Source organism: Brachyspira sp., assembly GCF_050873525.1.
In the GTDB taxonomy this organism is placed as follows: domain Bacteria; phylum Spirochaetota; class Brachyspiria; order Brachyspirales; family Brachyspiraceae; genus Brachyspira.
This window is the reverse complement of the sequence record NZ_JBNMIZ010000041.1, coordinates 1-14,638: the sequence shown is the minus strand read 5'-3', so window position 1 is coordinate 14,638 and position 14,638 is coordinate 1. Positions and strand designations below refer to the sequence as shown.

General features: G+C 31.2%; 9 protein-coding genes. 5 read left to right on the top strand and 4 right to left on the bottom strand.

The genetic code is table 11. From position 1 onward, the window contains the following. The first annotated feature begins 112 nt into the window (after positions 1-112). The gene (gene aspS, locus ACR0QS_RS04580) at positions 113-1,873 is read left to right on the top strand and encodes an aspartate--tRNA ligase (RefSeq protein ID WP_432632265.1); all 1,761 of its coding nucleotides are present in this window, start codon (positions 113-115) and stop codon (positions 1,871-1,873) included. A 43-nt stretch (positions 1,874-1,916) separates the two neighbouring features. On the opposite strand, the gene ACR0QS_RS04575 is transcribed toward aspS, so the two are convergent. Further along, positions 1,917-3,386 (bottom strand): B12-binding domain-containing radical SAM protein, encoded by a 1,470-nt coding sequence (locus tag ACR0QS_RS04575; RefSeq protein ID WP_432632264.1) that lies wholly within the window; start codon positions 3,384-3,386, stop codon positions 1,917-1,919. Continuing rightward, entirely contained in the window at positions 3,373-3,813 is a 441-nt protein-coding gene (locus ACR0QS_RS04570; RefSeq protein WP_432632263.1) for a YkgJ family cysteine cluster protein, read from the bottom strand. Before ACR0QS_RS04570 ends, ACR0QS_RS04575 begins: the two co-directional genes overlap by 14 nt. A 515-nt stretch (positions 3,814-4,328) precedes the next feature. Here ACR0QS_RS04570 and ACR0QS_RS04565 point away from each other — a divergent pair. Both ACR0QS_RS04565 and ACR0QS_RS04560 read left to right on the top strand, forming a co-directional pair. Further along, entirely contained in the window at positions 4,329-4,790 is a 462-nt protein-coding gene (locus tag ACR0QS_RS04565) for a hypothetical protein (RefSeq protein WP_432632262.1), read from the top strand. Between the two features lie 170 nt (positions 4,791-4,960). Next, positions 4,961-6,037, top strand: coding sequence for a hypothetical protein (locus ACR0QS_RS04560; protein ID WP_432632261.1), 1,077 nt, complete (start codon positions 4,961-4,963; stop codon positions 6,035-6,037). 151 nt (positions 6,038-6,188) lie between these two features. Here ACR0QS_RS04560 and carB read toward each other — a convergent pair whose 3' ends face one another. Beyond that, on the bottom strand, positions 6,189-9,377 hold the full coding sequence (gene carB / locus ACR0QS_RS04555; RefSeq protein WP_432632260.1) for a carbamoyl-phosphate synthase large subunit: 3,189 nt from the start codon (positions 9,375-9,377) through the stop codon (positions 6,189-6,191). Further along, complete coding sequence (locus tag ACR0QS_RS04550; RefSeq protein WP_432632259.1) at positions 9,370-10,455, bottom strand: carbamoyl phosphate synthase small subunit; 1,086 nt, start codon at positions 10,453-10,455, stop codon at positions 9,370-9,372. The genes carB and ACR0QS_RS04550 overlap by 8 nt, the downstream gene beginning before the upstream one ends. Before the next feature lie 323 nt (positions 10,456-10,778). Between ACR0QS_RS04550 and ACR0QS_RS04545 the strand changes: the two genes are divergently transcribed. Both ACR0QS_RS04545 and ACR0QS_RS04540 read left to right on the top strand, forming a co-directional pair. Continuing rightward, positions 10,779-14,084 carry a helicase-related protein gene (locus ACR0QS_RS04545; RefSeq protein WP_432632258.1) on the top strand — a complete coding sequence of 1,102 codons (3,306 nt, stop codon included), beginning with the start codon at positions 10,779-10,781 and terminating at the stop codon, positions 14,082-14,084. Positions 14,085-14,108: 24 nt separating this feature from the next. Next, positions 14,109-14,638: Rpn family recombination-promoting nuclease/putative transposase (locus ACR0QS_RS04540; protein ID WP_432632257.1), on the top strand; the 530-nt coding region annotated here is incomplete at its 3' end.

The following is a 14,638-nucleotide window of genomic DNA, read 5'->3' as shown; positions in this document are numbered from 1 at the left end:
ATTTAAAATTGATTTTTATATCTATTCATAATATAATTTAATCCAATTAAAATAAATTATATAAATTAAAAAATAAAATTGAAAAAAATAATAAATAAATAAGGATTTTAAAATGAGGTTTAAAAGCGCTTATAACGGAACACTTACAAAAAACGATATTGGAAAAGAAGTAAAATTAGCGGGATGGGTTTTAAGAAGACGCGACCATGGAGGCGTTATATTTGTGGATTTGCGGGACAGAACGGGATTTGCTCAAATAGTTTTTAATCCTCAAGTAAACGAAGAAGCTCATAATAAAGCGCAAGATTTAAGAAGCGAATATGTGATAAGCGTTGAAGGAAAAGTGAGAGCGAGAAGCGAAGAGATGATTAATCCAAAAATTCCAACGGGAGAAATCGAGGTTATGGTTGAAAAATTGGAATTATTAAATACTTCGGAAACTCCTCCTTTTATGCTCGAAGACGATATAGACACGAACGAAGAGATAAGACTTAAATATAGATATTTGGATTTAAGACGTCCTAAAATATTTAATAATTTATATTATAGATTTTTAATTACAAACGCTTTTAGAAAACATTTGGCGGAAAACGGATTTATAGATGTGGAAACTCCGATTTTGAATAAAAGCACGCCCGAAGGAGCGAGAGATTTTTTAGTTCCTTCGAGATTGTCTGCGGGAGATTTTTACGCTTTGCCTCAATCTCCTCAAATTTTCAAACAGATACTCATGATAAGCGGATTCGATAGATATTATCAAATAGCTAAATGTTTCAGAGACGAAGATTTAAGAGCGGACAGACAGCCAGAATTTACTCAAGTGGATATTGAAACTTCTTTTTTAAGCACGGACGAATTTTTATCAATAATGGAAAAAGTGATAGCCGATATTGTGAAAGATGTTTATAATATCGATTTGCCTTTGCCTTTGCCGAGATTATCTTATAAAGAAGCTATGGAAAATTACGGAAGCGACAAACCCGACACGAGATTTGATTTGAAACTTATAAATGTGGAAGACGCCGTTAGAGGATGCGATTTTGCCGTATTCAAAAACGCTTTGAATAATAAATTTATAATAAGATGTTTGAACGCGAAAGGCGGAGAAAAATTAAGCCGAAAAGATATTGACGATTTTACAAAATATGTCGGAATATTCGGAGCAAAAGGACTCGCTTGGATGAGAGTGACGGAAAACGGACTAGAATCGAATATAGTAAAATTCTTTTCAAAAGAAAATCAAAATAAAATATTGGAAACAACGAAAGCCGAAAAAGGCGATTTGTTATTTTTCGTTGCCGACACTCCAAAAATCACTTTTGACGCTTTGGGAAATTTGAGGTTAAAAGTGGCGGAAAAATTGAATTTGATAGATAAAGATAAATTAAATTTCTTATGGGTTGTGGAATTTCCGTTATTTGAATACGATTATAAAGAAAAAAGAATTTCGGCGACTCACCATCCTTTTACCGCTCCAGTTCCTGAAGATGTCGCGATACTCGAAAGCGATACTTTGAAAGTAAGAAGCGATACTTATGATTTGGTTTTAAACGGAAACGAAATTGGCGGAGGCGGACAGAGAATTTATGATAGTTCCGTGCAGGCAAAAATATTTAATTTGCTCGGAATATCGGAAGAAAAAGCGAAAGAGAGATTCGGATTTTTACTTGACGCTTTGAAATACGGCGCTCCTCCAATGTGTGGAATGGCTTTCGGAATAGACAGAGTCGTAATGCTTCTACAAAAACAGGACAGCATAAGAGAAGTTATAGCTTTCCCAAAAACTCAAAAAGGGCAATGTTTGATGAGCGGATGCCCTTCCACAGTCGATGAAGAACAGCTTGAAGAACTGCATTTGAAAGTGGAAGAATAAATTTTAAATAATAATTTTTATTTTAAAATTTTATTTAATAATTTTATTTAAAATAATAAGATAAAATATTTTTAAAAGAATTTATATGATGCCTTATATCGTAAATATCTCTTATCGCCGTGATTTTGTGAAATAGATATAAAGGATTAAAAGAAAGATTATAAAAATATTCGATATATTTATATAATTTTTCTTCGTCAAAATTTAATTTAACGACAGATTTACGCATATCGAAATCGAACCAGTTTTCGGTTTTAAGCAAATCGTTTTCTTTGCAGTAATTAAATAATCGAGTGTTCGGATAAGGCACAAATAATGAAACATTCATTGAATTGACATATCCGTTAAGCATCAAATTTTTAACTATATTAAAAGTTCTAATAATATCTTCTTCGGTTTCGTTCGGATAGCCCAGCTTTACCATCATGTCGATAAATAATCCCGCTCGCTTTGCAAGTTTAATCGATTCTACCATTTGCTCGACATTATTTTTATCGATTCCTATTTTTTCAATCATATGATTATTAATTGTGGGCAGATTAAAAATTATAGTTTTGAATCCAGATTTTTTCATCATTTTAAAATCTTCAAAACTCAAAATATTCAAATACATATAACAGTCGATATATACTTTTTTATTTAATTTTCTCTCCCGCATTGTCGCGCAAAATAAAGAAAGCCATTCGTTCGTTGGAAAACAAATTGTGCCGTCTATGATTTCTTTTATTCCGTATCTTTTATTTAAATATTCTATTTCGTCCACTACATTTATCGGACTTCTTAACATAGCGTTATTGAAAAGTATGCTCGAAGAATTGCTGTTATAAATATTGTAAATCGAGCCTCGTCCCGACATTATAAAAGTTCCGGGATATTTTTTGAAATATTCGTTTTTCTTTGAATAGATTTTCCAATTCGTTAAATTTCTGTCTATAAAAGGCAAACTGTCCAAAGGATAATCGAGAGAAAATTTTCCCGTATTTTTTATATTTCCCGTTCCGTTTTTATCGTTTCTGTAATATATTCCCTTCGCTAATTTGTTGCCATGATTTAAATGTTTTACTATGCTTAAAAGCGAAATTTCGTAATTTCCGCCCGTTATTATAAAATCGGCTTTCGATTTAATTAAACTTTCTTCGGGCAAACTCGTCACATGGTCGCCCGCCAAAACGACATAAATTCCGTCATATTTTTTCTTTATAGTTTCTATCGTATCCCAAGTATAATTAATAGTCGGAGTTCGCGCTTCAAAAAAAATTAATTGAGGTTTTATTTCGTCAAGTTCGCTAAACCAATCTATTGTGTCCATGTTTCGAGCAATCGTATCTAGAAAAAAAACATTATAGCCGTTATTTTTAAGCAAAGTCGCGGCATAAGCGGGAAGAATAGGATAAAAATAAGACGGATTTCTTAACCATTGAAATTGTCCGTTCAAAGACATTAAAGGATATCCTTCGTTATTTTCAAAAGGGGGATAGGTTATGCATATTCTTTCAATTTTATCTTTTTTCATTTTTATTTATTTTCTTTTTTCCCGATTTTTTAGGTTTTATAATTTTATTTTCGTAAACATATTTTTCAAGTTCGTATTGATTGTCGAATATAATATTATACCATTCTTCGTATCTTTCGCATTTCGGCGGACTATGTTTTGAGCAAATTTCGTTTCTATTTTCGTAGTTCGTGCATAAATAAGTTTTTTTATCCAAATATCTGCATTCGCTTCTTATCATATGATACCAAGTGTCTTCGTATATAAAAATAAAAGAATGTCTAAAATGCAAATACCATTTTAAAGTGTTTAATTCTTCCTCGTCTTTCGGCGGAGATATTTCCATAACCAAATCATGACAGCATAAAGAATTACAGTCGGCGCATAATTTTTCGCTAACCGTTTTTTGTCTGTTTTTTAATAATTTATCCGAAGGTATCACTTTCATTAATAACAACCGTTTTATAAAATTTAAAATTAATTCGTATATTATATTAAAAATTTGATTAAAATTCAATGATTAAAATTTAATCTTAATTGCTGAAATTTTTTCTAATAATTATTTTTTATATATTTTAATTGCCCAATTTATATGGATTGCCACGCCTCTGTTGAGGCTCGCAATGACGGTTTAGTAAAAGCACGCAATGACAGAATTATATAGTCATTACGAGGCTATTTATAGCCGAAGTAATCCAAGTAAAATAAATTTGCAATGACGAATTTAATAAAATAATAATGGAATTATTTAAAATATTTTCAATGTTAGTTAAATAATGATTGTAAATTATGTTAACTTTTTTCATAAATTCACTTTGATTATTCATAACTTTATTACTTTTTGTAAATTTCTTATTATTTTTTTTTTTTTTTGATAACAATAGTAAAAAAGTTGTTGACGATTTTAAAAAAATCGTTATCTTATTGATAGAAAGATTAAATAAGACTTTAGGAGGTCATATTATGACGAACAAAAAAACGATTAAATTTTTAGCGATTCTTACGGCTATAGTTATGCTTTTTGCCATAGCTTGTAAGAACAAACAAACCGCGCCTATTTCGGCAAGCGAAGTAATAAGCGGAGAAATGCCTATCGACTTGACTCAAGATGTTAGTCAATTTGCGGGAAAGACTTTTAGGTCTGATGTATTGGATACGGGAATAAGTTATTTATGGGTTAGAATCTCTGAAGATTCTACTATAAAATATCAAGCCGCAGGAGTTAACGAACCAGACTTTTCAATCGCTAACGAATTGGTAGTATCCAAAGGCATGGGACAAAATTATGTATTTCAAGGTAAAGCATTTGAAAGCGGTGAACAATCTGGAAAGTTGCTATTTGAACCTGACGGAACTTTGACGGTAAAATTCATAAGCGGAAATTCTTATAAGGGTGAAACTATAAAATGTAAATTGGTAAAATAATAAATTAGCCTTGTAGAGACATAAAAATCATTATTGGGAATTTCCCTCTCAATAATGATTTTTTTATTTTTTTCATTATAACTTTAATTTTACTTGACTTTTATCAATAAATATATTATACTTTAATTAAAATGAGAATTTGAAAAACTTATTAATTAAGGAGACTTGCTATGAAAAATAAAGGATTAAATACAATCATATTTTTAACGATAGCGGTTATTTTATTTGCTGGAATAATTTCCTGCGGAGGAGCCGACATTACGGGAAGCGGAAGAAGTTATTCAAGCGAGAATACGGGCAATAATACGAATAGCGGAGACAATACTCCGAGTTCTCCAGATGATGATACGACTATTTTACCAGACGATAATCCGAGCGATTATTATAGACTTCGCGTTCCTTTTGGCGTGGGCGGAGACGGTTATACTAATGTAAGCTATAAAGACACAAATAAATTAAAACAATTATGGCTAGACCAAATCAATAGAAAAGCGGTAAACGATGGAAGAGTTTTCGCTATAAGAAACAGAGCGAATGATGGAAACGAGAATAATTTTCAAAGCAGACGTTCTCATGGACAATATAGCGCTTATGATTATTATTACTTCAACGATAGCGGAGATATAATTTGGAAAGAAGACAATACGACTATCAAAAAATTTATGGGCGCGATTATAACGGGGTATAGAGATGTTTCTAAAGAAATGGGGGCAAAAAATATATGGCTAGATAACAGTATGGCTATAAAGAAATATACTTGGAGAGAAAAAGGCATCTATACGGTCGGAGCTATTTACGCTAACGCTTTGACAACCGAACAGGCAAGAGCGAAGTATCATGGAGACAACCGATTTAAAGAGGGAGTATTTGAGTTCATAACCGCTCGACATTATGTGGAAACTTTCAATAACGGAGCCGTTTATGCAAATAATGTGTTTGAAAGACAATATATAAACCCTGGCTTTATAGAAGTTTTGGTTATGTATGATTATGATAATTTGGGGCATTCTGGCTCGGCTGGAGTTCATTCTTATTACGCTTATTACGGAATATATAATTATTATAGAGAATATGCAAATCATCCCGGTATTTACTTTACTCCTGAAAATATGCCTTATATGACTAATCATAATATATATTTAGGACAAAGACCCGAATATACTACTACGCAGTTGACTCATTCTACCGCTTTTACGGATTCTGGTCGCTGGTGGTCTTTTTTGTTTATGCCGTCAATGGATAGATAAATTAATTTCTCGTATGCGGTAAGATAAAGAAAATAAAGATTAATATAAAATTGAAAAAAGATTGGATAAATTATTAAAAGACGCTTTCATTGATTTGGAAGCGCCTTTTATTTTATTTATATTTTATTTTATTATAAATTAACGATTATAATTACATTGGAGATATAGTAAAATTCATCGACTCTATAACTTTAAGCAAAGCGTAAGCCGTATCGAGCGAAGTTAAGCATGGAATATTATTTTCGGCTGTGGCTCTTCTCAATTTCAAACTGTCCGTATGATTTTGATTGTCGCTTTCTATCGTATTTACCACATAATCGACTTTTCCAAATCTTATAATATCAATTATATTTTCAAATTTGCTTTCGTAGATTTTTGAAACTTCTTTAACATATAGATCGTTTCCTCGCAAAAAATCCGCCGTTCCTTTCGTGGCGTAAATTCCATATCCGATTGCGAAAAATCTTTTTGCCAAATCGAGCGCTTCTTTTTTATGATTGTCCGATATTGTAAGCAAAATATTTCCATGAAGAGGAATTCTCATTCCGCTTGCAACCAAAGCCTTATATAAAGCCTTTTCAAAATTAATGTCAAATCCCAAAGCTTCGCCCGTGCTTTTCATTTCGGGACCGAGTAAAGTGTCAACGCTCGTTAGTTTCGCAAAAGAAAATACGGGAGCTTTAACAAAAACTTTATCTCTTTCTTTCAAATACAGATTTTTATAACCCTGCTCTTTAAGAGATTTTCCCAATATGCACATAGTCGCAATATTCGCCATTTGTATATTGGTAATTTTGCTTAAAAACGGAACGGTTCTACTGCTTCTTGGATTAACTTCAAGGACATAAACATGCTCGTTTTTATCGACTATAAATTGTATATTGTAAAGTCCGATAAAATTAAATCCTTTTCCAATTCTTCCCGTATATTCTATTATTTTGTCTTTAACTTTTTTTGAAATAGTTTGAGTCGGATAAACGCTTATTGAATCGCCCGAATGTATTCCCGCTCTTTCCACATGCTCCATAATTCCCGGAATAAATATATTATTTTTGCTGTCCGCTATCGCGTCCGTTTCGACTTCTTTACCGATTATATATTTGTCGATAAGTATCGGAGCTTTATTGCTTATTTCTTTAACGGCGCTTGCCATATATTTTTTTAAAGCTTCATCGTTATTTACTATTTCCATAGCGCGCCCGCCCAAAACATAACTCGGACGAACCAAAACGGGATAGCCGATTTTTTGAGCTATTATAAGCGCTTCTTTTACGGTAAAAGCCGTCTCTCCCATCGGCTGAGTAATATTCAATTTCTTAAGCATTTTTTCAAATTCATGTCTGTCTTCCGCTTTATTTATATTTTCAAGCGAAGTTCCAAGAATTTTTACATTATGCTGAACTAATTTTTCCGCCAAATTAATCGCAGTCTGTCCGCCGAATTGAACTATAACTCCTATAGGTTTTTCAAGTTCGATTATATGCATCACATCTTCTATTGTTAAAGGTTCAAAATAAAGTTTGTCGGATATTGAAAAATCGGTTGAAACGGTTTCGGGATTATTATTTATTACAATCGCTTCGTATCCCGCGTTCCTAATTGTCATAACGGAATGAACGGTTGAATAATCGAATTCAATTCCCTGTCCTATTCTTATCGGACCCGCTCCCAAAACTATAACGCTTTTTCTATCGCTTTTATGAGATTCGTTTTCCGTTTCGTAAGTGGAATAAAAATAAGGAGTTTCGCTTTCAAATTCTCCTGCGCAAGTATCGACCATTTTATAAACGGGGATTATATTATTTTTAATTCTTAAATCATAAATTTCTTTTTCTTCTACTTTCCAGTTTCTCGCTATATAACCGTCCGAAAATCCATGTTTTTTGCATTCTTTTAGAACTTCGATATCCATAATATTTGATTTTAATTTTTTTTCCAAATCGATTATATTTTTTATATAATTCAAAAAGAATCTGTCAATGCGCGTTATTTTGATAATATCGTCTAAACTTTCGCCTCTTCGGATAAGTTCGGCTATTATAAACATTCTTAAATCGTCTCTCTGCTCGATTCTTTCCCATAATTTTTTTGTAGTATATTCGGACAAATCTTTATTTTCTATATGGTCGCATTTTATTTCAAGCGAACGAACGGCTTTCAAAAACGATTCTTCAAAATTCCTGCCAATGCTCATAACCTCGCCCGTAGCTTTCATTTGAGTTCCAAGCTGTCTGTCGGCGTTTGGAAATTTATCGAATGGAAGACGCGGAAATTTTGTCACTATATAATCAATCGAAGGCTCGAAACATGCGAAACTTTTTTTTGTAATCGGATTCAATATTTCGTCCAAAGTCATTCCAACCGCTATTTTTGCGCTTATTTTTGCAATCGGATAGCCTGTAGCTTTACTTGCAAGCGCGCTCGAACGCGAAACTCTCGGATTAACTTCAATAATATAATAATTAAAACTATTCGGGTCGAGAGCGATTTGAACATTACATCCTCCGCAGATTTTCAAAGCCCTTATAATTTTCAGGCTTGCGTTTCTTAAAGCCTGATTTTCCACATCGCTTAAAGTTTGACATGGAGCGACAACTATACTGTCTCCCGTATGTATTCCCACAGGGTCAACATTTTCCATATTGCATACTACAATCGCGTTATCGTTATTGTCTCGCATTACTTCGTATTCAATTTCTTTATAACCCGCTATACTTTTTTCAACGAGACATTCTCCGACAGGACTTATTTTTAATCCCGTTTCGCAAATTTCTATAAGTTCTTTTTCGTTTCGAGCGAATCCTCCTCCCGTTCCTCCGAGCGTGTATGCGGGACGAACTACCAAATGATAGCCAATTTTATTTGCAAATTCCAAAGCCTCTTCGACTTTCCGAATTATGACGCTTTCTGGGACGGGTTCGTTTATTTTATTCATTAATTCTTTGAAAAGCTGTCTGTCTTCGGCGCAATTAATGGCGTTCAAATCCGTTCCTAATATTTCAATATTATTTTCTTTCAATATTCCCGAGTTGGCAAGTTCGACAACCAAATTGAGTCCCGTTTGTCCTCCCAAAGAACCTAAAATTGCCTGCGGACGCTCTTTATAAATTATTCTTTTTGCAAAATCGAAATTTATCGGCTCTATATATATTTTGTCGGCGACTGCGCTGTCCGTCATTATAGTCGCAGGATTAGAATTGATTAAAATTACCTGATAGCCTTCTTCTTTAAGAGACTGGCATGCTTGAGTTCCCGCGTAATCGAATTCCGCCGCCTGTCCTATAACTATAGGTCCCGAGCCTATAACCAATATTTTTTCTATATCCGTTCTTTTAGGCATTTTTTATCCTCTTATTTTTATTCATTAAATTAATAAAGTTGTCGAATAAATATTTACAATCTTCGGGACCGGGATTCGCTTCGGGATGATACTGCACCGAAAATACAGGATATTTTTTATGCTTCACTCCCTCGCAGCTTCCGTCATTTAAAGATATATGAGTTAATATTAAATTCGTTTTACTTAAACTTTCTATTTCTACGGCAAAGCTATGATTTTGACTCGTTATTGCCACTTTATTCGTTTCCAAATCTTTCACGGGATGATTTCCGCCTCTATGCCCGAATCTCAATTTTATCGTGTCCGCTCCGCATGCCAAACTTATAATTTGATGCCCCAAACAGATTCCGAAAATTGGGAATTTTCCGATTAATTTTTTAACTATTTTTATCGACTCTGGAATATCTTTTGGATTGCCCGGTCCGTTTGAAAGCATTATTCCATCGGGGTTTAGATTAAGTATTTCCTCGGCTGAAATATCGTAAGGAACTACCGTCAAATCGCAGTTTCTTTTGCTCAGCTCTCTTATTATTCCAAGTTTCGCTCCATAATCGATTAAAACGACTTTTTTACCTTCGTTTGGAATAGGATAGGCTTTTTGGGTTGAAACTCTTTTCACATAATCTCTCGCGTAAGGAGTATTTTTTAACATTTCCACAATTTCGTCTTTATTTTCCAAATTGTCGGACATTATCGCTTTTATAGTTCCAATCTCTCTTATTTTTTTCGTTATCGCTCTCGTGTCAATTTTTTCGATTCCCGCGATTCCTTTAAGTTTAAGAAAATCGTCTAAATTATTTATGCTCCTAAAATTATTAGGTTCTTTGCAGGCTTCTTTGACTACAAAACCGAATATCGCGGGATTCAAACTTTCAAAATCGTCTCTGTTTATTCCGTAATTTCCGATTAGCGGATAAGTCATAACGGCTATTTGTCCGCAGTATGATAAATCCGAAAGCGTTTCCTGATAGCCCGTCATCGAAGTATTGAAAACGATTTCTCCGATTCTAAAATTATCCGAGCCGAAACCTTCTCCTTCATAATGACTTCCGTCTTCGAGTATTAAATATCTTTTCAATTTTTCATTCCTTTTTTATATTTTATAAATTAAAAAAAAGATTGACAATTAATGAGAACATTAATTTATCAATCTTATTATCTTTCGACATCAATTTTTTATTAATACTATTATAAATCATTTTAACGACTTTTTATTTTTATTTATTTTATCGAAAACAGTATAACATATATACGGTTTTTTTACAATAAGATAAAAGATAATTATTAATATATTGAATAATATTGAAATTTCTATAAAATATTAATTTAAGTTAGATTTTTTATTTTCTGATTATAGAAAAAATTGCATTTTAGATTATTTTAGATTAAGGAAATTTATTTATGGTATTGCTTGATAATTCGGAAGAAGCGAAAAGTTTACTAAAATATTTTGAAAAACAGTTTTATAATATCGATAATGAAAACGATATTCATAATATAAAAGAAATTTGCATTTTAACGGCATATTGTTTTTATAAAGTATTTTCGTATATAATTAAAAATGAAAACACGAAAAATATATTTTTGAAAGCCAAAGTAAAAATCCTTATCGGGATGAATATAGATAAAAAAACCAAAAAATTATATTTTGATAACGAAAAAGATATGGTATCTACAATAAATGCTATAAACGATTTTAAAGAATTCACTTTAGACGAAAATAAAGAATATTCCAAAATAATAGAATTATTCAAATATAAATGCGAAAATAAAACTCTTGAAATTAGAAAAACAGCGGAAGATATGCATGCCAAATTATATTTATTTAAATACAACGAAGAAGCGGGGAAAAACGCTTTTTTAATTGGTTCGAGCAATTTTACTCATCGAGGAATTAAAGATAGAAAAGAACTTAATATATATTGCAAAGATGGATTTAATAGACTTTATGATTATTTTGAAGAAGAATGGAATAAATCGATTCCTATACTTGACTTTAATAATGAAAAAGAAATTTTTAAAGAGATTATTAAACCGACTTATAAAGACGAAAAAGAAAATGAAGGAAATAAAGACAATTTGGGTTTGCCATATAAAATATTTCTTAAAGTTTTATACGAATATTTTGAATTTAGCAATAAAGAAGTATTATTATGTTCACCTTCGGATTACGGATACAGAAATTATAAATATCAGATTGACGCGATAAAAAACGCTATTAATAGAATTATGATTTATAACGGAATTTTAATCTCCGATGTAGTTGGCTTGGGAAAAAGTATAATCGCATCGACTGTGGCAAAAAATCTTTTATTAAAGAAAAATATAGACGAGATAGTAATTATATGTCCGCCGAAAATAATGATTTCTTGGGAAAGTTATAGTAAAGAATTTGAAATTAATGCAAAAATTTTTAGTATCGGACTTTTGGATAAAGCTTTAAATTATGTTAGAAATAGTAAAGCGAAGAAATTAATTATAGTTGACGAAGCGCATAGATTTGTAAATAGTAAAACGGATTCCTACGATATGATAAAGAGAATATGCGCGGGAAATAAAGTTATGCTTCTTACGGCGACTCCTATGCATAATACGACTTCCGATATATTTTCAATAATTGAAATTTTCGATAGATTAATTATGACAAATAAAAATAACGAAGAAGCGAAAAATAAAATATTGAAAGAAGAAAGAGAATTAAAATCAAAATTTAAAAATTCTAAATCTTCAAAAGAAGAAAATATTAATAAAACTAAAGAATTGGCAAAAAGGATAATGAGCTTAATAGAATCTCTTATAATAAGAAGGACTAGAGGAGATTTGCTCGAGGGTATAGAATATAAAAAAGATTTGGAAGAACAGAAAACGGAATTTAACGATGTGGAGGACCCGAAACTGCATGATTACAGTCTGGAAGATTTATCAAAATTATATTCCGATACGCTTGAAAAAATAAGTCCTTATAATGAAGATAGCGAAGACAATGAGAACAATAAAGAAAATGAAAATAATGCAAAAGATAATTCTAATATTTTTACGGGCGTTCGATATAAGCCTTTAATTTATTTGAAAAAAGAAACTATGGAAGATAAAAGAAAAAGCGCGGATATTGTTAAAAGCGTTTACGGAGAGGATGCGAATTTTGATTTTGCCGATTTGTCTTCAAATAATATTGCGAAGTTTATGAGACATTTATTGGTTAGAAGATTTGAAAGTTCGATTTTCGCGTTCAAAAAAAGCATAGAAAATATGATTGGGAAATATGAGAATATAAAAAGATTTATTAGAGGCGGGAATTATTATCCGATTTATAAAAGAGGCGATATTGATTTTGAAGATTTTTTTGAAAGCGAAGAAGATTATAATAAAAAATACGAAGGACTTTATTTGATTGAAAATGTAAAAGAAGTTTTAAACGAAGAATTTTTTATTAGTTTTGAAAACGATTTGAAAATACTTAAAGAGATAAAAAAAGACTGGGAAAATATCGGAGTTGAAAAAGATAAAAAATTTTTGAAATTGAAAGAAGAATTAAAAAAATTCAAGAAAGAAAACGAAAACAGAAAAATAATTATATTCAGCGAATTTAAAGATACGGTAGATTATTTATACGAATCGATTTGCAATGACGAAGAATTAAACGATTTGCTTAAACCTTTGAAATCCGTTGCCGATTCAAAAAATAGAGAAACCGTTCGGGCAAATTTTGACGCGTCGCTCGAAGAGAGCAAACAGGAAAACGAATATTTTTTACTTATATCAACCGACACTCTTTCGGAAGGAGTAAATTTGCATAGAGCGGGAGTTATAATAAATTACGATATTCCTTATAATCCGACAAGAGTAATTCAGCGGGTTGGAAGGATAAATAGAATCGGTAAAAAACTTTTCGATAAAATTTATATTCACAATTTTATTCCTCGGCTCGAGGCTCAAAAAGATATTAAGAATTGGCAGATAGCTAATTTTAAACTCACTTTGATAAATTCGATTTTTGGAAACGACACTAAAATACTTCAAAAAGACGAAGATATTAATTCTATGCTTTCGTTAAAAAGAGAAGCGAATATTTTGGACGAAGACGATAAAAGCTGGGATATCGAATACAGAAATATTTATAATAAATTAAAGCAGGACGAAAAACTTTTGGAAAAAATAAAAAATTTGGAAGACGAAATTTTTATTAGGAGAGCTAAAAATTTTAACGGAATGCTTGAAATAAGGAAAGGTAAAAACGGAATACAGGGCGGATTATTAAAAGATTCGGTTATGTATTATGACATGAAAAATGTATTTGAAAGTTTGAAAGCGGAAGAAAATGAAAAAGAATTTGAACCGAGCGAAAAATCTAAAAGTTTAATCGGAGAATTTGAGAGAAGAAGAAATATTAAAAAGATTAGCAATAAACCTGACGCTTTACTAAAACTTGAAAAATATAAAGAAATTATGGAGTTTGAAATTTCTTCAAGCGACAGAGAATATATTGAAAAAATTATTAACGGAATGGAATATAATCAGTTTAGCACTAAACAAATTAAGGATATTGAAAAAGTTTTTAAGAATAATAGAGATATTGAAATACTTAAAGCGATTAAAAAAATAATCAATGATAGAGATATTGAGAATATTAATTATGCGGAAGCGGATTTTTGGGGCGAGGCAAAATTGATAGCGAGAGAGGAGTTTTTTAAAAATTTTGACAAATAAAAAATATTTTGTTATAATAAAATTATGGACGAGTTGGAATATTTAAAAAATAGCGAAAATGAAATTATTACAGTCGACAGTCTAAACAAGAAAAATGATTGTTTTGTTCGTTATCTATTTTCGGATAGAGGAAATGAAAATATAGTTTTGGATTTTATTAACGGAGTAATGATTGATTCAAATTTTAAAACTTTTTCTAATGTCGAAATTTTAAATCCGTTCAATTTGAGTAAATATTTGGATGGCAAAGAATCTATTGTCGATGTAAAGTGCATTACGGAGGATAACGATACCGTAATAATTGAAATTCAATTGCAAGGTAATCAATATTTTATTGGCAGAAGCCTTTATTATTGGGCAAATAGTTATAGTTCGTTGTTAAACAAGTCCGACAATTATACTAAACTTGCTCCAGTAATTGGAATGAATATTTTAGATTTTACAATATTTAACGATATAAAAGATTTTCATTCATGTTATTTATTAAAAGAAATTAATCATAATAAAATATTAACCGACCATTGCATGTTGCATTATATTGAATTACCGAAGTT

What these genes read in the sequence shown, in the direction of transcription:
- ACR0QS_RS04545 (WP_432632258.1), top strand. Translation starts at nt 10,779, where the DNA reads ATGGTATTGCTTGATAATTCGGAAGAAGCGAAAAGTTTACTAAAATAT.
- ACR0QS_RS04560 (WP_432632261.1), top strand. Translation starts at nt 4,961, where the DNA reads ATGAAAAATAAAGGATTAAATACAATCATATTTTTAACGATAGCGGTT.
- carB (WP_432632260.1), bottom strand. Translation starts at nt 9,377, where the DNA reads ATGCCTAAAAGAACGGATATAGAAAAAATATTGGTTATAGGCTCGGGA.
- ACR0QS_RS04575 (WP_432632264.1), bottom strand. Translation starts at nt 3,386, where the DNA reads ATGAAAAAAGATAAAATTGAAAGAATATGCATAACCTATCCCCCTTTT.
- ACR0QS_RS04565 (WP_432632262.1), top strand. Translation starts at nt 4,329, where the DNA reads ATGACGAACAAAAAAACGATTAAATTTTTAGCGATTCTTACGGCTATA.
- ACR0QS_RS04570 (WP_432632263.1), bottom strand. Translation starts at nt 3,813, where the DNA reads ATGAAAGTGATACCTTCGGATAAATTATTAAAAAACAGACAAAAAACG.
- aspS (WP_432632265.1), top strand. Translation starts at nt 113, where the DNA reads ATGAGGTTTAAAAGCGCTTATAACGGAACACTTACAAAAAACGATATT.